The following is a 24,701-nucleotide window of genomic DNA, read 5'->3' as shown; positions in this document are numbered from 1 at the left end:
TTACTTACTTCTACCTATTTGAAACCCTTTCTAACGCTATATTTATGCTCTGTATAGACTTCTGTAGAAGAAAGTTCCACATTTTTTATTCGCCTTTTGAAAGTGGAATTTAACTTTTCACTTCAGCGTTTCCTGTAATTTCACACAAAAGTTCAGAAAGAAATCACATGGCATTCGGCATATGTCACAGAAAGGTCTAGTTTTGTAAAATAAGCGGTTTTGCAGCCGTTTTTTGATCAATTCCTATTTCTTTTGTATGAAATGCAGCGAAATCAATCGTTTGAATTGTGAATTGCAGGAAAATTTGGTATGATAATAACCGGACGAAAGGATGATAATGATGAGTTGTTTACGTATTAAGGATCTGCACGTCAATGTAGATGGAAAAGAAATCTTAAAGGGGCTGACCCTTGACATACATAGTGGAGAAACCCATGCACTGATGGGCCCCAACGGGAATGGAAAATCCACCCTGCTTGCGGCTATCATGGGCAATCCGAAGTTTCAGGTAACCGGTGGCAGCATCACACTGGATGAGCAGGATGTTTTATCCATGGAGGTGGATGAGCGCAGCAAGGCCGGTCTGTTTTTGGGAATGCAATATCCAAGCGAGGTCAGCGGTGTTACCAATTCCGATTTCCTGCGCGCTGCGATCAATGCCCGCAGGGAGCGGCCGATTCCGCTGTTTTCCTTTATTCGCGAAATGGAAAAAACAATCAAGGATTTGCAAATGAAGGAGGATCTTGCGCATCGCTTCCTCAATGAGGGCTTCTCCGGTGGAGAAAAGAAGCGAAATGAAATCGTACAGATGAAGCTTTTAAAGCCGTCGATTGCCATGCTGGATGAAATTGATTCCGGACTGGATGTGGATGCTTTGAAAATTGTGGCTGAGGCTGTTGCGGCTATGCAGAAGGAGCAGAATATGGGGCTTGTCATCGTATCTCATTATGCCAGATTTTATGATTTGCTGAAGCCAACCCATGCGCATGTTCTCGTGGATGGACGTATTGTAGTCAGCGGCGGCAGCGAGCTGGTGGAGAAAATCGATCAGCAGGGCTATGACTGGATCGAAAAGGAATACGATGTGCAGGTTGTCAGAGAGGAAGAAAAGAAAGTTGAGCTGCTTGGCTCCTGCGGCGCAAGCAGGGGTGCATAATATGGAATATAGCGTACGCAGCGGCTTTGAAACGCTGGCTCTTTCACCCCGGAATACGGAAAAGCTGAAGCTTGTGGTGGACGAACGCATAAACGCTTCTCTGCTTGTGACATACAGTGGAACGTGGGAGTCTTTACAGGTGGAGGTCATCGTATCTCCGTATAGCTCTCTTACCCTCATGCTGAAAAACGAAGGCAGTGAGGATGTGGTGCTGCAGGTTGGCGGCAGTGTCTACCGCGATGCCTCCCTGACACTGGCTCTGTGTGAGCTGAATGCAGGCAATACACAGGCAGAGGTTACGCTTGATTTATGTGAAGAGGGGGCTTTTGCCATGCTGCGCAGTGCATGCATTGCCGCAAGTCGGAAGCAGTTTCACATGCAGTGCAATCATTTGCGGGCACATACCGAGGGTCTTATGGAAAACTATGCCGTTGTGGAAGAAGGCGGACAGTATTGCATGGAGGCTACCGGAAAAATCATCAAGGGTGCCCGCGAAAGCAATTCCCATCAGAAGACAAGAGTGCTGACGATGAGTGAGCAGCAGAGCAGTGAGGTGGTGCCTGTGCTGCTGATCGATGAAAATGATGTAAAGGCAAGTCATGCGACAACGCTTGGACAGCCGGATGAAAATCAGCTGTATTACCTGCAGACACGCGGACTTTCCCGCAGGCAGGCTCTCGGCCTGCTGACGGTCGGCTATATCATGCCGATCACGGAGCTGTTTGAAGAAGAAGACATACGAACTGCATTGAAGGACGAAATCGAAATGAAGGTGGGTCTACATGCTTGACAATGCAAATATCAGAAAAGATTTTCCTATGCTGCAGAAAACCATGCAGTCACATCCGCTCGTTTATCTGGACAGCGGGGCAACGACTTTAAAGCCCCGGCAGGTGATCGATGCGGTCGTCAACTATTATGAAAATTACGGTGCCAATGCGCACCGCGGAGATTATGATCTAAGCTATTTTGTGGATCAGGAATATGAACAGACCCGCAAGGATGTCGCAGCCTTTCTACATGCGGCGGATGCACGGGAAATCGTTTATACAAGCGGAGCCAGCTCTGCTTTGAATCTGGTGGCATACGGCTACGGCCGCAAGTTTCTGCAAAAAGGAGATATCATACTGACCAGTGTGGCAGAGCATGCATCGTGTGTGCTACCGTGGATGCGTGTTGCGCAGGAATGCGGAGCCGTTGTACAGTATGTGCCGCTGGACGCACAGGGACGTATTACGCTGGAGGCAGTTGCTTCCATGATGAATGAGCGCGTGCGAGTGGTTGCACTGGCACACATCAGCAATGTGCTTGGCTATCGTGCACCGATGCGTGAAATATGCGCTATGGCGCATCGCTATGGTGCTGTTGTCGTCGTGGACGGCGCACAGAGTGTGCCGCATATCCCGCTGGATGTCATCGATATGGATTGCGATTTTCTGGCATTCTCCGCGCACAAGATGTGCGGGCCGACCGGCATCGGGATTCTTTATGGCAAGCTGGAGCTGTTAAACGCCATGGATCCGCTGTATCTGGGCGGGGACAGCAACGCACGCTTTGATATGTGTGGAAATATTCAGCTGAAAAATGCACCGTATAAATTTGAGAGCGGCACGCAGCCGATTGAAGGAATCTTCGGTCTGCATGCGGCCTTACAGTATGTACAGGGCATCGGGCTGGAACATATCCACGCATGGGAAATGGAGCTGCATGACTATGCAATTCATGAGCTGCGCAAGCTGGACAATATCGAGGTATACAATCCGGACGCAGACACAGGCATCATCACCTTTAATGTAAAAAATGTATTTGCACAGGATGCGGCGACCTTCTTCAATGCGAACGGGATTGCCGTGCGCAGCGGACAGCACTGTGCCAAGCTGTTAAACAATATGTTGGATACATCCGCAACGATACGGGCAAGCTTTTATCTGTATACATCCTATGCGGATGTCGATCGTTTTCTGGATGTATGCCGCAGGGCTACGATGGAAGCCTGTCTGGATGTCTTTTTTTAGGAGGTCGTAAGAATGAGTGACTTAATGAAGGATCCGATGATTTTGCGTTCGATCATCATGGATCATTATGAATATCCAAGAAATCATGAGCTGACAAAGGAGGACGGCTATGTGCAGAAGCATATGGCCAGTGAATCCTGCATTGATGATATTTATGTACAAAGCAAAATACGAGACGGTATTGTGGAGGACGTGCGCTTTGACGGTGTGGCGTGCACGATCTCCACTGCCTCCACCTCCATCATGAGTGAGCTGCTGAAAGGAAAGCGTGTGGAAGAGGCGAAGGACATCATCGCGAATTATTTTCACATGATCGATCAGCAGGACTATGATGAGGAGAAGCTGGAGGAGGCTTTGGCATTCCATAATGTGGGAAGTCAGGCCAACCGGATCAAATGTGCCACCATTGGCTGGAAGGCGATGGAGGAAATGATCGAGGAAAGCGAGGAGCGTCATGAGTGAAACCAAAATTCCGGTAAATGAAGAATACAAATACGGCTTCCATGACGAGGATGTCAGTATTTACAATACAGGAAAGGGACTGACCAGAGAAACGATTCTGGCAATCTCTCATAAGAAAAAGGAGCCGCAGTGGATGCTGGATTTCCGTCTGCGAGCGTTTGAACAGTTTGAAAGTATGGATATTCAGACATGGGGTCCGGATGTGACCAATCTGGATTTCGATGATTATACATATTATATCAAGCCAAGTGATAAAACGGAAAAAAGCTGGGAGGATGTTCCGGACACCATCAAGGATACTTTCGATAAGCTGGGGATTCCGGAGGCGGAGAAGGAATTTCTGGCAGGTGTAACAACGCAGTATGATTCCGAGGCAGTCTATCACAATATGCTGGAGGAGGTGGAATCCAAGGGAGTTATTTTCCTGGATACCGATACGGCCTTAAAGCAGCATCCGGATTTGTTTCAGAAATATTTCGGTAAGCTGGTGCCCTATACGGATAATAAGTTCGCAGCACTGAACAGCTGTGTTTGGAGTGGGGGAAGCTTTATCTATGTTCCCAAAGGGGTGAAGTTGGATAAGCCGCTGCAGTCGTATTTCCGCATCAATACGGAGCGCATGGGACAGTTTGAGCGGACGCTGATCATCGTTGATGAGGGTGCGGATGTACATTATGTCGAGGGCTGTACGGCGCCGACCTATTCCAAGGATTCGCTGCATGCGGCTGTCGTGGAAATCTTCGTGCATAAAAATGCACGCTGCCGGTATTCCACCGTGCAGAACTGGAGTGATAATATCATCAATCTGGTGACCAAGCGTGCAAAGGTGTTTGAAAACGGAAGTATGGAATGGATCGATGGAAACATCGGTTCTCAGACGAATATGAAATATCCGGCCTGTATTCTGGCAGAGCCGTATGCAAAGGGAACCTGCATTTCCATTGCGGTCGCCGGGAAGCATCAAATTCAGGATGCCGGAGCTAAGATGATTCATCTGGCAGATCATACCTACAGCAATATCGTTTCCAAATCCGTTTCCCGCAACGGAGGCGAGGTCAATTACCGCGGTCTGGTGCTGCATGGACCGAATGCTTCCTTTGCCAAAAGCAAGGTGGAATGTGATACGCTGATTTTGGATAAGCAGTCCCGCAGCGATACCATACCGACGAATATTTCAAAAAATATGACGTCTCAGATCGAGCATGAGGCAACGGTTTCCAACATCAGTGAAGAACAGCTGTTTTATCTGATGAGCAGGGGACTGAGCCGCAGTGCTGCGACGGAAATGATCGTAATGGGCTTTTTGGAGCCGTTTACAAGAGAGCTTCCGATGGAATATGCGGTGGAGCTGAACCAGCTGCTGAAGCTGGATATGAGTGATTCTATTGGATGATGTCAGAGCATGTGCGCTGCAGCGTAGAAATGCGTTGGATGAGAAAATGCGCATACAGTATAGCAGAGGCATCTGTGAGCGTGTACAGCCGCTGCTGCAGGGAACGGTTGCATTGTATTATGCAGCTGGCAGTGAGGTTGATCTTCGCTATCTGAATACAAGCGGGCTGCGTCTTTGTCTGCCAGTATGCAGCAAGACGGAAATGCGCTTTTATCATATTGATGAAACAACTGAATATCGGAGGAGCAGCTATGGAATCTGGGAGCCAGTCCATGCGCTGCCAGCCGAAGCATGGGAACTGGACATTGTTCTGGTACCTCTGGTAGCCTTTGATGAAGCCTGCAACCGCATGGGGCATGGCTGTGGCTATTATGACCGCTATCTGCCAGCGTGCAGAGCAAAAACAATCGGTATCGCCTTTGAATGCCAGAAGGACACCCTTCAGCTTCATGCTCATGACGTGCCACTGGATATGATTGTGAGCGAACAGCAGATTTATAGTAGAAAGTGAACCGAATGTGTGTCCAGCACATTCGGTTTTTCTTATAATTATATAAATGATGACATAAAAGAAATGAATTTTCCGAAGCATCAAAACTTTTTTGAATCTGCCTTCGTCTAATGAATGTAAGGCTTTAGGGTTTCTTCAAAAAAGCTACATTTTTGGCTGAATCCTTTGAAATACTGTATAATTCTAACGGAATGAACGAAAGCTTGTAGAAGATGGGAGAGATTATATGAATTACAAAACACCAGTTTCCCTTGTGATTGCGGCGTCAGCCTTGCTTATGCTGGGCGAACTGTTACCGTCAGCGACAGCTGATGAACAAAGCACACAGGTTGAAAAGGGGCATGCGGTTATGGCAAAGCTTGCGAAGCAGAGCGTGGCTTCCGTGGATAAGAAAATTGCGGCCCGGGAGCAAAAGGAACGTCTTCAGAAGCTTTCTTCCCCTACGTTGTCCCTTCGGTTTCAAAATTCACTGATTATGGGGGATTCTCTGGCAGAGGCATTTGGTGATTACCAGCTGGTGAGCAGCAGCAATCTTCTTGCCACACGGGGACGGCGGACAGACAATATCGATCAGGAGATCACTACGGCGATTACCATGGCACCGCGTACGATTTTTCTGTCCTATGGGATGAACGATCTGGAATATTGCAGGGGAAATGCACAGCGGTTCATCCGGCAATATAAGGAACAGATTCATAAGCTGAAAAAGGCATTGCCGGATACGAGAATTTTTATCAATTCCCTCATACCGATGGATGCGGCTGCGATAGCAAAAACGCCTGTATATGCCAGATACAGGGAGTTCAACCGTGCGTTACAGCAGATGTGCGAGGAAGAACAGCTCACCTTTATTGACAATACCACGCTGATGGACTGGTCAGCGGACGTGTATGAGCTTGACGGTGTGCATCCCAAATATTCCTATTATCCGATCTGGCTGGCACATATGGCAGGCGAGGCCGGTTTATGAAACGCAAAAGTATATATGCACTCTGTATTCTGTTCGCTGCCTTTGCATTTGCACTGCCCTTTGCCAGAGGGAGCAGGGAGATTGATCTGGACGCACTGAGGAAGCCGCTTACTCCCTATGTAACGAATATGGAGGTTAAGGACAACGCATGGCTTCGCAAGCAGTACCATCTGGATACCGCTGCTTATGAGCAGGTACTCGTCTATGGTACAGCATCTGCAATCGAGGCAGATGAAATCGCAGTGTTCAAGCAGTCGGATCAGACGAAGCGAAAGGCGCTTCTCAAGCTTTGTCAACAGCGTGTAGACCGGCAGCTGAAGAGCTTTCAGGGGTATGCACCCAGACAAAGTGCGCTTTTGGAAAAAGCGTCTGTTTATGAGGATGGGCGTTATGTTGTTGTCCTGATTCATCCGCAGCAGTCCCAGCTGCGGCAGCTGTTGAAAAAGGCCTGGTAGGAAGTGCTATGACATTTCCATCCATGATCTTCCTGTTTCTGTTTCTCCCCTGTACACTGGGACTGTACATCGTGGTGAAGCCGAAGGCAAGAAGGGTGCTGTTTCTCTTGTTCAGCCTGTTATTCTATGCATGGGGCGGGATTGGTGATGCCTGTCTATTACTGCTGTATGTCTGCCTGGTCTACGCCCTTGGCCGTTATATCGGTGCGGTTGAAAAGGAGCATCGTACACGGCGGTTGACGGAAAGCATGCTGCTTTTGGGGCTGCTGCTATTCTATTATAAATACTATGGATTTTTTCTGGATAATCTGTTTGCTGTTTTATCTGTTCCCGTATCCTATGAGGTGCTGCCGATGCCGCTTGGTATATCCTTTATCACCTTTACAGCTATGGCATATCTCATCGATATCCGTCGCGAGGTCATACAGCCTGCCTCCTTTTTACAGCTGGCGGTATATCTGACGTTTTTTCCCAAGCTCATCATGGGGCCGATCGAACGCTATGATGGATGGGAAAGACAGCTGAAAAGCACCTGGCAGCCTGCCATGCTGGAGGAAGGTGCCATCCGCTTTCTGATGGGGCTTTCTCAAAAGCTGCTGCTGGCAGATGCACTGGCACCGCTTTGGTCCTATACGAGCACGCACAGCGTATCGACGGCCAGCGCCTGGCTGGGGCTGCTCGCCTACACCTTTCAAATCTATTTTGATTTTCAGGGCTATATGAATATGGCGATCGGTCTGGGAAGAATGTTCGGTATCCGTTTGCAGGAAAACTTTGACCACCCCTACACCTCCACCAGTATCACAGACTTCTGGCGCCGCTGGCATATGACGCTGGGAGGCTGGTTTCGCGATTATGTGTACATTCCGCTGGGAGGAAATCGAAAGGGCTTGCTTCGGACCCTGCGAAATCTCCTGCTTGTATGGGGGCTAACCGGCTTTTGGCACGGTGCCAGCTGGACCTTTCTGCTCTGGGGGCTGTATTATGGCGTATTGCTCATACTGGAAAAATTTGTGCTGCACACATACCTGAAGCGGCTGCCATCAGCTGTGCGCATGCTGCTTACCTTTGTTATGGTGATGCTGGGCTGGGTGTTGTTTGCCAGCAACGGACTGCCTCAGGCGGCCACGTATTACAAACAGCTGTTTACCGCAGCAAATGGCTTCGCTGATATGCAGACCGTGTCACTGCTTGTAAACTACGGCTTCTGGCTGTGTGCGGCAGCCGTGTTCTCCACCAGCGTTCCGCTTGTATTAAGCAGTAATGTCATGTATGCTCTGCGTGCACAGCAATGGTATGTGAAGCCGGTGCTGACGTTTGTCGTGCTTATCATCCTGCTGTCCTGTCTGATGTCCGCAGGATACCAGTCATTTCTATATGTACAATTTTAAGGAGGTTCCGCTATGAAAATCAAAAAAGCTCTTCGCAGCTACGGTGTCATCGGGACGATGCTGCTATGTATGATCGGCTTTTTGCTGCTGCGTATCGGACATAGGGACATCGCTTTTTCAGAAAAGGAAAATCGTGTGTTGCAGCAGCGCCCCGCTTTGGATATGGCGGCTGTATGCAACGGCAGCTTTCAGAAAGAGAGTGAGGAATGGCTACGTGATCAGTTTGATCAGCGCTTTGCACTTGTACAGCTTCATGCCAACCTGAGCTATGCATTGGGAAAGCGAAAGCTGCAGGATGTCATAATCGGTCATAATGGCATTCTGTTTCAGGAACAGGAGAATCCAGATCATGAGCAGCTACAGAAAAAAGCACAGCAGCTGCAGGCATTCGCAAAGCGGCATACGGATAAAAAGCTGTCCATGCTGCTTGTTCCCAATAAATCAGCAATCTGGAGGGAACAGCTGCCAATGTACGAGCAGGGCGGTAATCAGCTGGATACGCTGAAGGACTTTCAGAAAGAGCTGTCATCTGCTATCACCTGGATCGATGCAGCAGCGCCGCTTATGCAGCATCAAAAGGAGGAACTGTACTATGCGAGTGATCATCACTGGACCACCCGTGGTGCCGCAGTTGCATTTGCGGCATGGTGTGCTGCAGAAAAGAAAAAAGAAAAAACAGAGTATGTGGTGTACACGGTAAACGATCAGTTTTACGGCACTCTGGCGAATGCCAGCGGCTACTATCGCGGAAGAAAGGATCATGTGGATATCTATGTACCGAAGAAAAAACAGGAGCTCATTGTCACCTATGTTGAGGAGCAGCGAAAAACTGCGACTGTATTTGAACAGGATAAGGCAGCATCCGCAAATCCATACGATGTATTTTTCGGAGGCAATCACGGTCTGTTGAAAATAGATACAGCACAAACGGGCAAGCGGCTGCTTGTTATTAAGGATTCCTATGCAAACTGCTTCCTGCCGTTCCTTGTGCCATATTACAAAAGCATCACCGTCGTAGACCCGCGCTACTATTATGATGATCTGGACAAGCTGATCAAGGAACAGGACATACAGGAAATTCTATTTCTATACAATGCCAATACCTTTTTCAGTGATACCTCACTCGGGGAGCTTCTGGAAGCAGGAGGATGAGCGTGAAATAACCGGTCAGCGGCTGAAAATCAGAATACTGCTCATATGCATCATTCCTTGAAAATATACTTTTATAGTCATACATGTGCCTTAAAGCGAGAACCCCCATCATTGCCATCCTTTCATTTTAATGCTTACGATACATCCGTTTATCTTGCCTGTAATACACCTATATGAGTGAATCGTGATACGATGCTGTTCCCTGAAAGAAATATCCGTTTCATCCTTTAAAGCCTCCTGAATTTTTGCATATGCCTGACATCGCGCATCGTAAGAAATGCACAGCACAGCAATAAAACAGTCTTATATAATAAGTCCTTTTGTGATACTATATACATACAGGTAAAAGCAGGAAGCGGTTATGGTAAAGGGAGGGCGACTACATGGAACAGGAAGCGACATTATATCGTCAGATCCAGCGTCAGATTCTGCAGGATATTTATAAAGGAACCTATCCCTATGGCACAAAGCTTCCTTCTTTACAGACACTGTGTGAGCAGTTTGGTGTCGGACGGAATACGATTCGGGCGGCACTTGCTTTATTGGAGAAGGATGGGGCGTTACAGCGAATTAAGGGAAGCTGTGCACGGGTAAGTCTGGATATCCAGCATTTGGAAAACAATCGTTATTTTCTGTATCGGATGGCCTGCTCACGCAATGGCATTGCGCATGTGTATGATGCTCTGGGTGTTTTGATGCCGGTAGCGATTCATGCGGCCTTACAGCATGCCGATGCAAAGCATTTGGAGGAGCTGCAGTGTGGGATTCGACAGCTGACACAGAAGGAGCACACCCTGTATGAGCTGAATGAAGCTTTGCAGCAGCTCTATCTGCAGGTTTTAGGCTTTCTGGGAAACACCTATCTTCTGGAGCTGGCAAAGCAGCTTCTTGATTTTCTGTACCTGCCCTATGCAAAGCAGGAGAATTGTGAGGAGGCACTAGCGGATAATAAGGGTAAGCTCAGTGAAACGCTCGCAAAGATTCTGCTCTTTGTCATGCAGAACAATCCATTTATGATGAAAAAGACGATTCGCTATTTCTGTGAGGCAACGAAAAAGGATAGCATGCGTTATCTGGATCGGGTCTGTGAGGGAATACATCCACAAAAGGATATTGAATTTGAATGGTATACGGGACGGGAGGTATCCTTTCTGTATATGAAGACGGCGGGAAGTATGGTAAGGGATATCGCGGAAAATCGTTATCCTGACGGACAGCTGCTGAATCTGGAGCGGCTGAGTGAGCGCTATGCGGTATCCCTGCGCACGATGCGCAGGACAATAAAGTTCCTGAATGACTTACAGCTTGTGGAAACACGCAACGGTCTGGGCAGTCGCATTGTATATTCCGCGCAACAGAAGATTTCCTGTATGCAGCAGCCACAGATTCAGACCTTGCTTGACTATTATATCTGTATGCTGGAGCTGACAGAGCTTCTTGCCAGAGCGACCCTTTCATCGTGTATGGAACGCTGTACACAGGAAGAGCTGGATGTGCTTGCGGAGAGGATTCAGGCACGGGAAGGTCTTTCACCGGAGCCGGTTCTGGATATCATAAAGCATCATGAGAATCCGTGTATCCGCAATATTGCAGAGCAGCTGAGCGAGTCGGTGAGTGGCAGTATGCTGATCCGGACGCTATTTCAGCACACGCCTGAAAAACAGATAGAGCAGAATGTAAAAGGACTGCGTCAGGCACTTGTAAACAGAGAGCGGCGCAAGGTGATACAGCTCATGCTGGAGCTGCTGCACAGCGAGACAGACCGCTGGAAAAAGCAGAAGTGCTAAAGCTGCTATCATTTGTATTCATAAAATAAATTGGCATATTTGCGGAAAGCCATGCACATTTACTTATTGGGATACGCACCTGATAAGTTTTTTTCATGTTATGAAATTGCTTTTTAGAGAATATTGAATATCTTACTAAAGAGGATGATTTCGCAATGAAAATAAACTTATATATTGAAATTATCACACATGCATCATATAATATTAAGAGGTACTATGACGTACAAGGGCTTTGCATAAAGGATATATGGAAATCCGAGGTGGATGAAATGAAAAAAAAGCCAGAAACAGGCGTGCAACGGACAAAACGCTATCGGATTTCGGATAAGAAGCAGACGCAGCCGATTTATGAGATGGTTCCCTATTTTGAGGAGGCTCTGCTTCTGGGGGATTCGCTTGCTGAATCCATTCTGGATTTTCGCCTGCTTCGGAAAAACAATGTGGTGGCAAACCGGAGCCGCTGCATTGACGATATTCAGGGAGATCTGCTGTTTGCTATTTCCATGCAGCCGGCTGTGATTTTCATGGAATACGGAAAAAATGATATTCTGCACTCTCATAAAGATTTTGAAGCCTTCATCACCTGCTATCGAAAGCAGATACGGATTTTGCAGAGCGCTTTACCAAAAACAGCGATTTATATCCATTCCATTCTGCCGCTAAGAAGTGATATCATGTGCTCCCATGGCGGGACGCAAAGGCATCGCAACTTTAATCAGGGGCTTGAGACCATGTGTGCAGAGCTTCAGCTCACCTTTGTTGACAACAGCCAGCTGCTGAAGTGGGAGGATGCGGTCTATGAGTATGATGGCATTCATCCCAAGTATCCCTTTTATCCGAAATGGCTTCGCCATATGGCTGATTGTGCGGGTCTGCTGTCGAAATAGAAGACTGACAAAGCCTTGCCACCGCTTAAAGATACGAAAATCAAATGCAGCTGTGTACAACAAAAGGTGCAGGCTGTGCCCGCACCGAAACGTCTGTAACAGATCGGCTATTATGGAAGAAGCCGAAGCCTTCCATACCGCCTGCAGTATTATTTCAAATATGTATTCAGAATAGCATCCAGCTGTTCTTTTTCTTTTTCCAGCCAGGTATTGAAATCGGTGCCGGCTGCAGTTACTGCATCGGCGATTGCCGCCAGAAACAGACACATATCCTCTTCCAGGATTACCCCTGCTATATTTCCAAAGCGTTCCTGATACAGGGAATCACTGCCCGATACACTCAGATTGAAGGCCGGATACGGCTTGCGGTCAATGACCTTTACCGTTCCCTGAAAGCCCAGCTGACCAATCTGATTGGTTCCGCAGGAGCTTGGACATCCGGAAATGAAAATTTTCGGCAGCACGTGATCTGCATAATTCTTTTCTCTGAGATAGAGGATGGCATCCTTCAGCACGCCCTGAGAATCCCGCAGTCCCACCTGACATGTGGAGGCTCCGATACAAGCTGTACTTTCTTCAAAGGTATTGCGGGCGCCATCTCTTGTGACAGCGAGCACACGCTTTGCCTCATCAGCGGTACAGTTGATGATATAAACACCCTGCTGCGGTGTCAGACGAAGCTCTACAGCCTCCATATCCCGGATGCAGTCATAAAGCTCCTGCAGCTTCTGCGGCGTCAGACTTCCGCCAATCGGATGATAATAGACGGCGTACAGTCCATGCTGCTTCTGTGCAAGGATGCGACGGTCATTGCATACGTCCTCGTTTCCTGTTTTTGTAATAGCTTTTTCTTCAACGGAAATGGTAAGGCTCTGCCCCTGCAATGCGCGTGCTAAGCGCTCCTGATATGCCTTCACAAAGCCCTCGCTGCCCAGCGTTTCCTGCATATAGCGCGTTCTCGCCTTGGCGCGATTTTCATAATTTCCAAATTCCATAAACATCAACACCATCGTAGATACATAATATAGGATAGTATCCGGTGCGACATGCTTGCCTACGCAAACACCCATGCGCGGATTGTTTCCTAGCCCTCCTGCACAGTATACATCAAAGGTATGGTCAGCATTTGCTACAAAGCCCAGATCGCGGAAGGTTGCATGTGCTTCGTTTCGTGATGAATTTGTGAAAGCAACCTTCAGCTTGCGGGGAAGGGTATATTTGTTGACGATGGACAACAGATAGTCTCCGACACGTGCCGCATAGGGGAGGACATCGAAAGCCTCCTGCGGATCAACGCCGCTCAGCGGTGAACACATGACGTTGCGGGGAAAGTCACCACCGCCTCCTCGGCAGACGATGCCGTGATCCAAAGCATCTGACATGATATAGGGAATCTCCATGCCGCTTAAATCATGCAGCTGGATGGTCTGGCAGGTCGTGAAATGCGCCCGGCTTACCCCATGCTCCCGACAGGTATCGCATACGAATTTCAGCTTTTCCTTTGTCATGACACCCTGATTCATACGAAGGCGCAGCATGAAGCTGGTGGCACCGCGCTGGGCATAGCTTCCAAAGCCTCCGGAATAGCCTTTAAATTCCTTTACATTCAGTTCCTTGTCCAGAAACCGCTTGGTCTGCGTGCGGAAATCCTCAATCTCCGAACGCAGTTCTTCTCTCAGATCTTCGTTCATAAGTTCCTCCTTGTCAAATTTGCACTCATGTATCATAGTAGCACGAAATTTAGACAGCGACAAATTTTTATGTGTTATAGGAGTATAAGGAATTCTTATACGCTTTCTATCCTGCCTGCTTGTATCTGCATCCCACAGCCTTTATAATATATCTGGTTAGGTTTTTAGGAAGAGGTGAAGGCATGGAGTTCGGTGTATTCGGTGTATCGTATAAGGAAGCCGATGCGGATGTGAGAGATTGCACTGCATTTTCCGACACGCAGAAATTGGAGCTGTACAATCAACTGCTGGATGTGGATATTACACAGGCTGTGATTCTATCCACCTGCAACCGCAGTGAGCTGTATTTTATATATGAAAAGGAAGAGCAGCTGGATCAGATTAGGGAGCTGTTTCTGAAGGCTGCCACAAAGAGTGTCCCACTGTTTTTGAAAACAGGAAGAAGGGCTGCCTGTTACCTGTTTGAGGTAGCTGCCGGATATCATTCCATGGTGCTTGGTGAGGATCAGATTTTGGGCCAGGTGCAGAGCAGCTATCAAATGGCGAATCAATGTCAGGCCTGCCAAAAGCAGCTGCATCGCATGTTTCAAAGCTGCTTTGCGGCAGTGAAGCAGCTGAAAACAACCTATCGGATCAGTGAGCATCCGGTTTCGATTGCATATCTGGCTGTGAAAAATATCCGCAATGCCATGTCTTTGCACAGGGCGAGCATCTTGGTGATCGGGAGCGGGGAAATGGCTGCATTGATGCTGCAGTATTTACAGGAAGAGGAGCTGTCAGCATTGTATGTGTGCAGCCGCAACCGGCATAAGGCGGAGCAGGTGATGTCTGCCTCAATGCAATACATTCCCTTTTCAAAGCGCTATGAGATTCTTCCACACTGTGATGTGATCTGTTCCATGACATCCTCTCCACATCGTATTTTACGCAAGGAGGATATGCCGCCTATTCAGCGAAAACAGATGTATGTGGATTTGGCGATGCCAAGGGATATCGATCCACAGCTCACACAAAGCGGTGTGGTAATCGATATCGATCACCTGCAGCGGGAAGCCGATGAGCAGCTGGAGCAGCGAAAAGTCTTGCTGCAGAAGGCACATCCCATGCTGGAGGCTGCGGCACAGGAGGCGTATGCGTATCTGCATGCACAACAGGTAGATTATCTGATTCAGTCCTTGCAGCAGCGAAGCGAGCAGATGGCGGTTGATACCTATGCACTGCTCCGTGCAAAGCTGCAGCTCAGCTCGCATGAGCAGCAGGTATTGAAAAAGGTTCTGCACACCTCCTTTCTGCGAATGGTCAAGGAACCGATGCTGACCCTGAAAAAAGCGAAGGGGCAGGATCAGCAGCTATATGCGCAGCTGCTGGAAACGATGCTGAAAGGAGATTAGTATGCATATACGAATGGGAACCAGAGGAAGTGCACTGGCACTGGCGCAATGTTCAGAGGTAAAACGGCTGCTGGAGAAGGCGTATCCTCAGCACACCTTTACGATTTGTGTAATATCGACCAAGGGAGACCGTATCCAGCATGTGGCATTGGACCAGATGAAGGATAAGGGAATCTTTGTAAAGGAAATCGAGCAGCAGCTGCTGGATCACACAATCGATCTGGCAGTACACAGCATGAAGGATATGCCCTCAGCTCAGGATGAGCGGCTGTGCTTTACCAAAACGCTTATACGAGAGGATGCCCGTGATGTACTCGTGCTGCGCAAGGCAGCATCCCTGCAAGCACTGCCTCTGCATGCACGCATCGCAACAGGAAGCAAGCGACGTAAATTTCAGCTGCTGCGTCAGCGTGAGGATTTGGAAATCGTCGGCATTCGCGGAAATATTGAAACGCGACTGAAAAAGATGGAGGAGCAGCAGCTGGATGGGATTGTTCTTGCTGCCGCAGGCTTAAAGCGGCTGCAGCTGGAACAATATATCACACAGATACTGCCGGAGCATATCATGGTTCCGGCTGTGGCACAGGGAGCAATCGCGATAGAGGTCTGCAAGCAGCGAAGCAATCTGATTGAGCTTGTTAATGCACTGTGCACAAAGCGTGTGGATGAGGAGGTCTGTGCCGAGCGTGCCTTTCTGCAGGAGCTGAACGGCGGCTGTCATACACCACTGGGTGCCAGATGCAGACTGCAAGAGGACAAAGCGGAGCTGTTTGCTGTTTATGGCAGTGAGGATGGGACAAAGCTGTTTGATCTGCATATGAGCGGATCAAGAACACAGGCACAGGAGATGGCAGTTGAGGCTGCCAGACGCTTGCGAAACAAAGTGGAGGAGAATCTATGATATATCTTACCGGGGCAGGCTGTGGTGATTGGGAGCTGCTGACATTGCGTGCGATGCGTATGATTCAAAAAGCGGACTGCATTTTGTATGATCGTCTGCTTGACCCTGAAATCCTGACGTTTGCACCGAAGCACTGTGACTGCATTTATGTCGGCAAAAGCGCTGGACAGCATGCCATGGCACAGGAAAAAATTCAGCAGCTGATGATTGAAAAAGCTGCACAATATGATATCGTTGTACGGCTCAAGGGCGGGGATCCCTGCGTATTCGGCCGTGTTGGGGAAGAAGCACAAGCATTGGCGCAGGCCGGTATACCATTTGAAATCATCCCCGGTATATCCAGCGGCATCGGCGGTCTGGCATTCGCCGGCATTCCGATTACGCATCGTGATTATGCCAGTGGTGTCCGGATCATGAGTGCACATGGCAAAGCAGACACTGTTTGCAATCTTGATTATGCCTGGATGGCCCATACCCGTGATACACTTATTTTCTATATGGGGCTGCGACAGCTGTCTGCCATCGTTGCGGGACTGCTTCAGGCAGGGCGTGATCCCAAAACACCGATTGCACTTGTCAGCAATGCCAGCCGTGCGACACAGACAATGGTTACCGCCACCCTGCAGGATATCGAAAGCAGAGATCTGTCCGCCATCGTTTCTCCCGCACTCATCGTTGTGGGGGAGGTGGTCCGGCTACAGGAGGAATTGAATTTCATGAAGCGGCGTCCCTTATTTCAAAAACGCTATCTGCTTCCACAATTTGCCGATGCGTTGCGGGAGCTGCAGCTTCAGCTGCAGGATTTCGGTGCTTCCGTTGATTGCGTAACAACAGGCCGGATTTGCGCAAACCCAGCTCTGCTGGATACAATCGATATAAAGAAAACAGATGTTCTTGTATTTTCAAGCCGTAATGCCATTGAGATTTTCTTTACACAGCTGCTGCAGCAGAAGCTGGATTTCCGTCAGCTCTTTGCTGTTAAAATCGCCGTTGTAGGAGAGAAAAGCCGACAGGTGCTGGCACGATATGGCATACAGGCGGACATTCAGCCAGAGCAGGAGGACAGTGAGCATCTGGCATTGGAGCTGAAAAAGCATATTCAAAAAAGCGACCGCATTGTCCTTGTAAAGGCGGACAATGATAATCACGTGCTGCTTGAGCAGCTGCAGGCGTATGCACATGTATCGCTTTGTAAGGCCTATACGGTGGAAGCACAGCCCTTTGCATTGCCACAGCATGTCTATGACGGTGTGCTGTTTACGTGCAGTTATCATGTACATGCCTGTCTGAAAAGGCTCATGATGCAGCAGGATGTTACAAGGCTGAAGGTCTACTCCATGGGGTCGCATACCACAAAAGCATTACGCAGCTATGGCTGTAAACAGATTATTGAGCTGCCGAAGGCGGATAAAGGGCTGTTCGGCGCCTGTATCATAGAGGAGGAAGCACATGTATAGAGGAAGAAGACTGCGGAAAAATCCAGTCATTCGTTCCATGATGAAGGAAACGGTACTGACAAAAAGAGATTTGATATATCCGCTGTTTGTCGTAGAGGGCGAAAATATATGCCGCGAAATTGAAACACTGCCCGGAGTTTATCATTACTCCATTGACCGCCTGAGTGAGGTATTGGAGGAAATGAGGCAGGCACAGGTGCTGTCCTGTATTCTGTTCGGCATCCCGCATCATAAGGATGCCTGCGGTTCTCAGGCATATGCGCAGGATGGTATCGTACAGAGGGCGATTCGCTTTATCAAGTCGTATGCACCGGAAATCTATGTGATTGGGGATGTGTGCATGTGTGAATATACCGACCACGGACACTGCGGCATTCTCAATGCTGAGGGGGACGTGATGAATGATGAAACGCTGTCCTATCTGAATCGCATTGCGCTTAGCTATGCACAGGCCGGCATCGATATGGTTGCGCCAAGCGATATGATGGATGGACATATTGCGTCCATTCGGCAGACTCTGGACAGTGCAGGCTTTCAAGCTGTTGCCATTATGGGCTACAGTGCAAAGTATGCCTCCAGCTTTTACGGGCCATTTCGTGCCGCTGCCAATTCCGCACCGAGCTTTGGAGACCGAAAAGGCTATCAAATGGATTACGCAAACAGGGAAGAGGCATTGCGCGAGCTGCAGGCTGATGTGGATGAGGGAGCGGATGTTCTGATGGTGAAGCCGGCGCTCGCCTATCTGGATATCGTCAAAGAAGCGAAGGAACAGTTCTCCCTGCCACTGGCAGTTTATAATGTCAGCGGAGAATATGCCATGCTGAAAATGGCGGTGGATCGAGGACTGGTACGGGAGGAAGCAATCTTTGAAAGTATTTTGGCAATGAAGCGTGCCGGTGCTGATTTAATCATTACCTATTTTGCTTTGTATCTTGCCCGTAAAATAGATGAGGGGGTACAGTGATATGAAGCATACAGCAAGTCTTGCACTGTTTCGTGAGGCCTGTGAGGTGATGCCCGGAGGCGTAAATTCACCGGTTCGCTCTTTTTCCAGTGCCCATGCAGACTGTCTGTTTGCCAAACACGCATATGGGTCGCATGTTGTGGATGTGGATGACAATACATATCTGGATTATATCGGCTCCTGGGGGCCGATGATTCTTGGACACGCGCATCCGCTGCTTTGTGAGCATTTGGAGGAGGTCATTCAAAAGGGCATTAGCTTCGGCCTATGTACACCGCAGGAGGTAGAGCTTGCCGAGCTGATGATCGATGCCTATCCCGGTCTTGCCATGGTACGTATGGTGAATTCCGGTACGGAAGCAACAATGTCTGCCATACGGGCTGCCCGCGGATTTACAGGACGAGATAAAATTATCAAATTTGAAGGCTGTTATCATGGACACAGCGACGGCTTGCTGGTAAAAAGCGGTTCCGGGGCATTGACATTTGGAACACCTACCAGTCCCGGTGTTCCAGCGGATGTTGTAAAGCATACACTTGTATGCAGCTATAATGATCTGGCAGGTGTAAAGCGTGTAATCGAAGCAAACGAAGGAGAGATTGCGGCTATTATACTGGAGCCGATTGCAGGAAATATGGGCGTCGTAAAAGCAGAGCCGGCATTTCTTCAGGGCTTGCGCACCCTTTGTGATGGGCATGGTATCGTATTGATTTTTGACGAGGTGATCAGCGGCTTTCGGATACGGTATGGAGGCGCTGCAGAGTTCTATGGAATTGTACCGGATATGGCTTGCTTTGGAAAAATCATCGGAGCCGGGCTTCCGGTAGGTGCGTATGGCGGAAGAGCAGATATCATGAAATCGGTAAGCCCCAGTGGTCCCGTATATCAGGCCGGTACACTATCCGGAAATCCGCTGGCGATGCATCTGGGCTGCCGTCTGTTGCGCTATCTGAAGGAGCATCCAAAGATTTATACAGAGCTGGAGGAAAAGGGGGCTTATCTGAAAGCAGGCTTGCAGGCGATACTGAACCAGCTGCGATTGCCATATCAGATTCATCAGGTAGGAAGTCTGTTGACGCTGTTTTTTACAGAGCGAGAGATACGCAGCTTTGCGGATGTTCAAACCTGCGATGTGAACTTGTTTGAACGCTATTTCCGCTATCTTTATGATCATGGCATTTTGATTGCACCATCGCCATATGAAGCGATGTTTCTGTCGGCTGCCCATACGTATGAGGAGCTTGATGAGACCCTGCTCATGATGCAAAGGGCGTTGGAACAGCTCTTATGAGTCTGTGTGTGCAGCTGCAGCTAGCGGGAGTGCGCGTGCTGGTTGTCGGGGGTGGTCGCATCGCCTATCGAAAATGCTGCCAGCTAAAGCAGGAGGGAGCCGAGCTCGTCGTTATCGCAAAGCAGTTCGATGCCTGCTTTCAGGATGCTGCGTTCCCCTGTATAACGGCTTCCTATCAACCACAGCAGCTGCAGGGGCATATGCTGGTCATTGCCTGCTGTGATGATTCAAACAGCAATCGGCAAATATGCGAGGATGCAAAACAGGCAGGAATCTTCGCGATGAGTGTTCAGCAGGATTGCGGCGCCAGCATGCATGCGCTTGCCGCGGTGGAGGGGCAGGAGTATGTGCTTGCGGCAGGAACAAAAGGGGCAAGTCCGCTGCTTGCTCAACAAATTCTGAAGGAAATGAATACCTGCGTAAAGGATACCTATGCTTCCCGTATCGCAATGCTGCGAAACCTGCGATCATACGTTTTGCAGCATATACAGAAGGAGGAACGCTCCCATCTGCTTTCCCGTCTTGGAAAACTGTCCCAACATGAGCTGAATTGTGTGGTACAGGCCTTGCAGGGGAAAAGCCTGCAGCTGCTGTGCTTTCATGGCGTAAAGGAGGATGTAACAAAGGAGCTGACTGTCTTTTGCACCGCTTTCGAGCAAAGCAATCCAAGCATTGTAGCTGTGGCGGCATTTCTATCGGACGCTGTCTGCGATAGGTGTGCGCAGCAATCAGTCGAGCAATGGCTGCAGATTGTAAAGCCCTTGCGGATACCGGTCACACTGGTGCCGATGCTGTTTCAAAACGGGCGCTATTACAGCCGTCTTCTTTCTCTTAGGGATGAGACTGTCCGGGTAAAGCCGCTTATGTTTCAGAGGCAGGAAGAGGTTCGCCAATGTCTGTGGCGGATACGAAGGGAGAGCGGCTGTATCAATTTGCTTGTCATTTATCATTCCTGTGTGAATGGAGCATTCTGTGAACTGCTGAAGCGTATTATGAAAGAGGATGTCCATTTCTATGCAATTCATGAAAAGCAGACTATGAATTGTACATTGCCTTGGCGTGAGGAAAGCGTGGCGATTCTTCCCATGTATATGCTGCGGGGGAGACATTACCGTAAGGATAGTGATGGGGGCTCCGCTTTGGTTCAAAGCCTTCAGAAGCATAAGTGCAGCGTGCATATTCTGCAGACATCCTGCATAGAGCTGAAACCGTTTCAGGACTATATCATACAAAAAATGATGGAATGAAGTCGTATATCATTCCATCTTTTTTTAGTATATTTTGAATCCGCCAAGTTTGCGTATCGTTTCTCTTCCTGTTGCCTTGTTTTTGTTTTTTTACATAAACATAGTTTTTTAGAAGGATAAAGGTGGAATTCTACAGGATTCGAGCAGGGGATGGTATTCTGCACTTTTTTTTACATGCAGCTGTACATGGCGTTTAATGTACAAAGGCAATGTATCAGCTTTTAGCTAAGGCTTAAAGCTGCTTATACACAATATTAGAAATTTTTATAAGGTTATTACGGGAAAATAAAGCGCTTTCGTAGTATAATGGAGATAAGGAAAACAATGGAGATGGAGAATATTATGACAACACAGCAATTCCGAATTGAAAAAGATTCTTTGGGGGAGGTGCAGGTACCCTATGACGCATTATACGGTGTTCAAACGGTGCGTGCAACACAAAATTTCCCCATCACGCACCTGCGAACACATCCGGTCATGATCCGCTCTCTTGGCATGATCAAGAAGGCCTGTGCCATGGCCAATCATGAATGTGGTCATCTGGATGATGAACGGACAGGCTATATCATTGCGGCCTGTGATGAAATCATTCAGGGGAAGCTGGATATGTGGTTTATCACGGATGTCATACAGGGAGGTGCAGGGACAAGCACCAACATGAACGCCAATGAGGTTGTGGCAAACCGTGCTGCTCAGCTGGCAGAAAAACCACTTGGGACCTACGATTACATACACCCCAACGACCATGTGAATTTCGGACAGTCCACCAATGATGTATTTCCGACAGCCGGAAAGCTGACAGCTTTGTTTCTGGTTGAAGATCTTCTGGAGGAGCTGATGCTGCTGCAGGAGGCATTGTTGGATAAAAGCATAGAGTTTAACGATGTCATCAAGCTGGGCCGCACACATTTGCAGGATGCTGTGCCGATTCGCATGGGGCAGGAATTCCATGCCTTCGCAACTGCGATCGTGCGGGATATTCGTAGAATCAAAGTGGCCTTTTCCACTCTGAAGTCCGTAAATATGGGAGCTACTGCTGTTGGTACGGGAATCAATACGGATGAGCGCTACAAGCGTATCTGTGTAAAGAACCTGTGTGATATAACGCAGATTGAGCTGACGAGTGCACGTGATCTTATCGATGGTACCAGAAATGTAGATCCCTTTGTCTTTGCACATGCATCTTTAAAAACACTCTGTGTTTCTTTATCAAAGATGTGCAACGATCTTCGTCTGATGGCCAGCGGTCCCAAAACCGGACTGGCGGAAATCGTTCTGCCGGCGAGACAGCCGGGAAGCAGTATTATGCCGGGTAAGGTGAATCCTGTCATTCCGGAAGTATGCAATCAGGTCTGCTTTCAGGTATTCGGTAATGATGTCACAATCACGAAGGCAGCGGAGGCCGGACAGATGGAGCTGAATGTTTTTGAACCGGTTCTGTTTTTCAATCTGTTTCAATCCATCGATCTTCTGCGCAATGCCTGTCATACCCTGCGTGTACATGCCATTATGGGGATTCAGGCTAATACGGAGCACTGTAAAGAGGTGATGGAGAATTCTCTGGGGACAGCAACTGCACTCGCTCCTCATATCGGCTATGCACAGGCGAGCAAAATGGCAAAGCTGGCTCTGAAGGAAAATCGTAAGCTTAAGGAGCTGATTCTGGAAAATGGTCTGATGAGCAAGGACAAGCTGGAAGAGGTGCTCAATATCAGGGAAATGACGCGTGCCGGCATACCGGGTATGCATAAGAAAAGTAAGAAGCAGACCGGGCGTTAATGAGCCAGCTTCTGTATATCCTTCGCAACAGAGAAGAAGATGCGTTGTGCATCCGGAATATCCTGAGAGGGTGAATGCTTCTTTATTCGTTAAAGATATTTCGTATATTATTGAAATAGGCAAGTGGGAGGTTTCCATAGAAAGAAGGGAATCCTTCCTTTTTTCCTGTTCTTTTGACATAAGCCATCATTATCTCCATATACTTTAGTGAGGTAGATGCAAATGAAAAAACTTATTGTACTGTGTCTGAGTATATGTCTTGGCATGGGACTGCTTCCCCAGCAGATTCATGCACAGGATGACAAAGCAAAACAGGAGCCTGCACAAAGCTCGCAGGATCTTGCACCAAGTGCCAAGGCGGCATATCTGGTGGAAAACACAACCGGCAAGGTGATTTACGCCAAGCATGAGACGGATAAGCTGTATCCTGCCAGCATGACGAAGATGATGGGGCTTCTGCTTATCTTTGAAGCACTCCATGATAAGAAAATCAGCTGGGATGAATCGGTATCGGCAAGTGAATATGCGGCAAGCATGGGCGGCAGTCAGGTGTTTTTGGAGCCCGGGGAATCCATGAGCGTGCGCGATATGGTGAAATCCATCTGTATTGCCAGTGCGAACGATGCAATGGTAGCCATGGCAGAAAAGGTCGGCGGCAGCAATGATCACTTTGTGGCGATGATGAATGACAAGGCGAAGGAGTTGAAGCTGAGCAATTCCCATTTCATGAATGCGACAGGACTGCATGATCCTGAGCATTACACCTGCGCAAAGGATATGTCCATCATTGCCCGTGCGTTAATTGCCGAGGGTGGGGATGAGCTGCTGCGTATCACATCCACCTATGATGCCTATATCCGCGAGAATACAGACAAGAAATTCTGGCTCGTCAATACCAACAAGCTGCTGAAGCAGTATGAGGGTGTGGACGGTCTGAAAACAGGCTTTACCACAGAGGCTATGTCCTGTATTACCGTAACGGCAAAGAAAAAGGATCTGCGTCTGGTTGCTGTAGCGATGGGGGAGCCCAGCAGCAAGCAGCGTAATGCGGAAATCAAGCAAATGCTGGACTATGGCTTTTCCCAGTATGCACAGGGACTCCTATATCCGAAGGGGACAAGGCTACAGGCGTATACAATGGAAAACGGAAAGCCCTCCAGTGTCAATCTGGTTACCCTGAAGGATCTTGTCTATGTATTTGAAAAGGGAAGCGAGCCAAAGGAAACAAAGAAGGAGATCACGATTACAAAGGATACACCGCCATACAAGGCCAAGGAAGCCGTTGGTACGGTAAAAATCACGATGAGTGACGGCTATACGATGGAGGCACCAATCGGGGTCGATCAGGATGTCGAGCAGCTGAACTATCTGGATATCTTTATGAAGGCGTTTAGTGACACACTTGCCTGATTGCCAGAACTTGGCGTGTAAGAAAACGCATGACTTCTGCATAGACACATACAATAGAAACAGAAAAGAGGGATATGATGACAAGCGTACTATGGATCGTAGGCATTGCAGCTGTCTTCTTTCTGTTCGTTCTTCTGTATGCCTTGTGCAGAGTCAGTGCGGATGCCGATGAACAGGCCGGCTATATGGAAGAATACAGCAGTGATTTGGATGAAGCATTTGATGAGGAAGAGTTTTAGGCCAATGCTATTAAGATAAATAGAAAAAAGACATTATACAAAAAAAAGTTCTTACTCCATTCTGGAGAGATGAAAACAGCGAGACTTAAACACTATTGTATTTATCAATAGAAGTTCACTATTTGCACACACCCTTAAGTAAGTAAGAACCC

At 48.3% G+C, this 24,701-nt stretch carries 22 protein-coding genes; 21 read left to right on the top strand and 1 reads right to left on the bottom strand.

Translation table 11 applies throughout. The features are described from left to right. Positions 1 to 337: 337 nt before the first annotated feature. From sufC to NE665_RS19900, 12 genes are all read left to right on the top strand, one after another. Positions 338 to 1,156, top strand: coding sequence for a Fe-S cluster assembly ATPase SufC (gene sufC, locus NE665_RS19955; protein WP_117441440.1), 819 nt, complete (start codon positions 338 to 340; stop codon positions 1,154 to 1,156). A 1-nt stretch (position 1,157) separates the two neighbouring features. Further along, positions 1,158 to 1,946 (top strand): SufD family Fe-S cluster assembly protein, encoded by a 789-nt coding sequence (locus NE665_RS19950; protein ID WP_117441441.1) that lies wholly within the window; start codon positions 1,158 to 1,160, stop codon positions 1,944 to 1,946. After that, a complete protein-coding gene (locus NE665_RS19945) occupies positions 1,939 to 3,171 on the top strand; it encodes an aminotransferase class V-fold PLP-dependent enzyme (protein WP_117441442.1) in 1,233 nt (410 codons plus the stop codon). The genes NE665_RS19950 and NE665_RS19945 overlap by 8 nt, the downstream gene beginning before the upstream one ends. A 12-nt stretch (positions 3,172 to 3,183) precedes the next feature. Continuing rightward, a complete protein-coding gene (gene sufU / locus NE665_RS19940) occupies positions 3,184 to 3,633 on the top strand; it encodes a Fe-S cluster assembly sulfur transfer protein SufU (RefSeq protein ID WP_117441443.1) in 450 nt (149 codons plus the stop codon). Continuing rightward, the gene (gene sufB / locus NE665_RS19935) at positions 3,626 to 5,026 is read left to right on the top strand and encodes a Fe-S cluster assembly protein SufB (protein WP_117441444.1); all 1,401 of its coding nucleotides are present in this window, start codon (positions 3,626 to 3,628) and stop codon (positions 5,024 to 5,026) included. Before sufU ends, sufB begins: the two co-directional genes overlap by 8 nt. Then, positions 5,019 to 5,537 (top strand): 5-formyltetrahydrofolate cyclo-ligase, encoded by a 519-nt coding sequence (locus NE665_RS19930; RefSeq protein ID WP_256302611.1) that lies wholly within the window; start codon positions 5,019 to 5,021, stop codon positions 5,535 to 5,537. The genes sufB and NE665_RS19930 overlap by 8 nt, the downstream gene beginning before the upstream one ends. Positions 5,538 to 5,763: 226 nt before the next feature. Continuing rightward, positions 5,764 to 6,507, top strand: a complete 744-nt coding sequence (locus tag NE665_RS19925) for a GDSL-type esterase/lipase family protein (RefSeq protein ID WP_117441446.1) — start codon at positions 5,764 to 5,766, stop codon at positions 6,505 to 6,507. Further along, entirely contained in the window at positions 6,504 to 6,962 is a 459-nt protein-coding gene (locus NE665_RS19920) for a DUF4358 domain-containing protein (RefSeq protein ID WP_117441447.1), read from the top strand. The genes NE665_RS19925 and NE665_RS19920 overlap by 4 nt, the downstream gene beginning before the upstream one ends. Before the next feature lie 8 nt (positions 6,963 to 6,970). After that, on the top strand, positions 6,971 to 8,353 hold the full coding sequence (locus tag NE665_RS19915; RefSeq protein ID WP_117441448.1) for an MBOAT family O-acyltransferase: 1,383 nt from the start codon (positions 6,971 to 6,973) through the stop codon (positions 8,351 to 8,353). 12 nt (positions 8,354 to 8,365) lie between these two features. Then, on the top strand, positions 8,366 to 9,505 hold the full coding sequence (locus NE665_RS19910; protein ID WP_117441449.1) for a DHHW family protein: 1,140 nt from the start codon (positions 8,366 to 8,368) through the stop codon (positions 9,503 to 9,505). 383 nt (positions 9,506 to 9,888) lie between these two features. Continuing rightward, a complete protein-coding gene (locus NE665_RS19905) occupies positions 9,889 to 11,292 on the top strand; it encodes a GntR family transcriptional regulator (RefSeq protein ID WP_117441450.1) in 1,404 nt (467 codons plus the stop codon). Between the two features lie 269 nt (positions 11,293 to 11,561). Continuing rightward, entirely contained in the window at positions 11,562 to 12,179 is a 618-nt protein-coding gene (locus tag NE665_RS19900) for a GDSL-type esterase/lipase family protein (RefSeq protein WP_117441694.1), read from the top strand. A gap of 149 nt (positions 12,180 to 12,328) precedes the next feature. Here NE665_RS19900 and NE665_RS19895 read toward each other — a convergent pair whose 3' ends face one another. After that, positions 12,329 to 13,870, bottom strand: coding sequence for a nitrite/sulfite reductase (locus NE665_RS19895; RefSeq protein WP_117441451.1), 1,542 nt, complete (start codon positions 13,868 to 13,870; stop codon positions 12,329 to 12,331). Between the two features lie 182 nt (positions 13,871 to 14,052). Between NE665_RS19895 and hemA the strand changes: the two genes are divergently transcribed. The 9 genes from hemA (at position 14,053) to NE665_RS19850 (ending at position 24,549) form a co-directional block, all read left to right on the top strand. After that, positions 14,053 to 15,261, top strand: a complete 1,209-nt coding sequence (gene hemA / locus NE665_RS19890) for a glutamyl-tRNA reductase (RefSeq protein WP_117441452.1) — start codon at positions 14,053 to 14,055, stop codon at positions 15,259 to 15,261. 1 nt (position 15,262) lies between these two features. After that, complete coding sequence (gene hemC, locus NE665_RS19885) at positions 15,263 to 16,162, top strand: hydroxymethylbilane synthase (protein WP_117441453.1); 900 nt, start codon at positions 15,263 to 15,265, stop codon at positions 16,160 to 16,162. Continuing rightward, positions 16,159 to 17,619 (top strand): uroporphyrinogen-III C-methyltransferase, encoded by a 1,461-nt coding sequence (cobA, locus tag NE665_RS19880; RefSeq protein ID WP_117441454.1) that lies wholly within the window; start codon positions 16,159 to 16,161, stop codon positions 17,617 to 17,619. The genes hemC and cobA overlap by 4 nt, the downstream gene beginning before the upstream one ends. Further along, complete coding sequence (gene hemB, locus NE665_RS19875) at positions 17,612 to 18,583, top strand: porphobilinogen synthase (protein WP_117441455.1); 972 nt, start codon at positions 17,612 to 17,614, stop codon at positions 18,581 to 18,583. Before cobA ends, hemB begins: the two co-directional genes overlap by 8 nt. 1 nt (position 18,584) lies before the next feature. Then, a complete protein-coding gene (gene hemL / locus NE665_RS19870; protein WP_117441456.1) occupies positions 18,585 to 19,874 on the top strand; it encodes a glutamate-1-semialdehyde 2,1-aminomutase in 1,290 nt (429 codons plus the stop codon). Next, a complete protein-coding gene (locus NE665_RS19865; protein ID WP_117441457.1) occupies positions 19,871 to 21,121 on the top strand; it encodes an NAD(P)-dependent oxidoreductase in 1,251 nt (416 codons plus the stop codon). The genes hemL and NE665_RS19865 overlap by 4 nt, the downstream gene beginning before the upstream one ends. Before the next feature lie 342 nt (positions 21,122 to 21,463). Further along, complete coding sequence (locus NE665_RS19860; protein WP_117441695.1) at positions 21,464 to 22,900, top strand: aspartate ammonia-lyase; 1,437 nt, start codon at positions 21,464 to 21,466, stop codon at positions 22,898 to 22,900. Positions 22,901 to 23,122: 222 nt separating this feature from the next. After that, positions 23,123 to 24,310 (top strand): D-alanyl-D-alanine carboxypeptidase family protein, encoded by a 1,188-nt coding sequence (locus NE665_RS19855; protein ID WP_117441458.1) that lies wholly within the window; start codon positions 23,123 to 23,125, stop codon positions 24,308 to 24,310. 77 nt (positions 24,311 to 24,387) lie between these two features. Continuing rightward, the gene (locus tag NE665_RS19850; RefSeq protein WP_178760203.1) at positions 24,388 to 24,549 is read left to right on the top strand and encodes a hypothetical protein; all 162 of its coding nucleotides are present in this window, start codon (positions 24,388 to 24,390) and stop codon (positions 24,547 to 24,549) included. The last annotated feature ends 152 nt before the right edge of the window (positions 24,550 to 24,701 follow it).

It is taken from the genome of Clostridium sp. DFI.1.208 (assembly GCF_024463855.1).
Classification (GTDB): Bacteria; Bacillota_I; Bacilli_A; order Erysipelotrichales; family Erysipelotrichaceae; genus Clostridium_AQ.
This window is presented reverse-complemented; position numbering and strand designations above follow the sequence as displayed.

Excerpts from the sequence above, each read along its gene's own strand:
- NE665_RS19925 (WP_117441446.1), top strand. The coding sequence starts at position 5,764 with ATGAATTACAAAACACCAGTTTCCCTTGTGATTGCGGCGTCAGCCTTG.
- cobA (WP_117441454.1), top strand. The coding sequence starts at position 16,159 with ATGATATATCTTACCGGGGCAGGCTGTGGTGATTGGGAGCTGCTGACA.
- sufB (WP_117441444.1), top strand. The coding sequence starts at position 3,626 with ATGAGTGAAACCAAAATTCCGGTAAATGAAGAATACAAATACGGCTTC.
- NE665_RS19920 (WP_117441447.1), top strand. The coding sequence starts at position 6,504 with ATGAAACGCAAAAGTATATATGCACTCTGTATTCTGTTCGCTGCCTTT.
- sufC (WP_117441440.1), top strand. The coding sequence starts at position 338 with ATGATGAGTTGTTTACGTATTAAGGATCTGCACGTCAATGTAGATGGA.
- NE665_RS19900 (WP_117441694.1), top strand. The coding sequence starts at position 11,562 with ATGAAAAAAAAGCCAGAAACAGGCGTGCAACGGACAAAACGCTATCGG.
- NE665_RS19850 (WP_178760203.1), top strand. The coding sequence starts at position 24,388 with ATGACAAGCGTACTATGGATCGTAGGCATTGCAGCTGTCTTCTTTCTG.
- NE665_RS19945 (WP_117441442.1), top strand. The coding sequence starts at position 1,939 with ATGCTTGACAATGCAAATATCAGAAAAGATTTTCCTATGCTGCAGAAA.
- NE665_RS19915 (WP_117441448.1), top strand. The coding sequence starts at position 6,971 with ATGACATTTCCATCCATGATCTTCCTGTTTCTGTTTCTCCCCTGTACA.
- NE665_RS19950 (WP_117441441.1), top strand. The coding sequence starts at position 1,158 with ATGGAATATAGCGTACGCAGCGGCTTTGAAACGCTGGCTCTTTCACCC.
- NE665_RS19865 (WP_117441457.1), top strand. The coding sequence starts at position 19,871 with ATGAGTCTGTGTGTGCAGCTGCAGCTAGCGGGAGTGCGCGTGCTGGTT.
- NE665_RS19855 (WP_117441458.1), top strand. The coding sequence starts at position 23,123 with ATGAAAAAACTTATTGTACTGTGTCTGAGTATATGTCTTGGCATGGGA.
- hemL (WP_117441456.1), top strand. The coding sequence starts at position 18,585 with ATGAAGCATACAGCAAGTCTTGCACTGTTTCGTGAGGCCTGTGAGGTG.
- NE665_RS19895 (WP_117441451.1), bottom strand. The coding sequence starts at position 13,870 with ATGAACGAAGATCTGAGAGAAGAACTGCGTTCGGAGATTGAGGATTTC.
- hemC (WP_117441453.1), top strand. The coding sequence starts at position 15,263 with ATGCATATACGAATGGGAACCAGAGGAAGTGCACTGGCACTGGCGCAA.
- NE665_RS19910 (WP_117441449.1), top strand. The coding sequence starts at position 8,366 with ATGAAAATCAAAAAAGCTCTTCGCAGCTACGGTGTCATCGGGACGATG.
- sufU (WP_117441443.1), top strand. The coding sequence starts at position 3,184 with ATGAGTGACTTAATGAAGGATCCGATGATTTTGCGTTCGATCATCATG.
- NE665_RS19860 (WP_117441695.1), top strand. The coding sequence starts at position 21,464 with ATGACAACACAGCAATTCCGAATTGAAAAAGATTCTTTGGGGGAGGTG.
- hemA (WP_117441452.1), top strand. The coding sequence starts at position 14,053 with ATGGAGTTCGGTGTATTCGGTGTATCGTATAAGGAAGCCGATGCGGAT.
- hemB (WP_117441455.1), top strand. The coding sequence starts at position 17,612 with ATGTATAGAGGAAGAAGACTGCGGAAAAATCCAGTCATTCGTTCCATG.
- NE665_RS19905 (WP_117441450.1), top strand. The coding sequence starts at position 9,889 with ATGGAACAGGAAGCGACATTATATCGTCAGATCCAGCGTCAGATTCTG.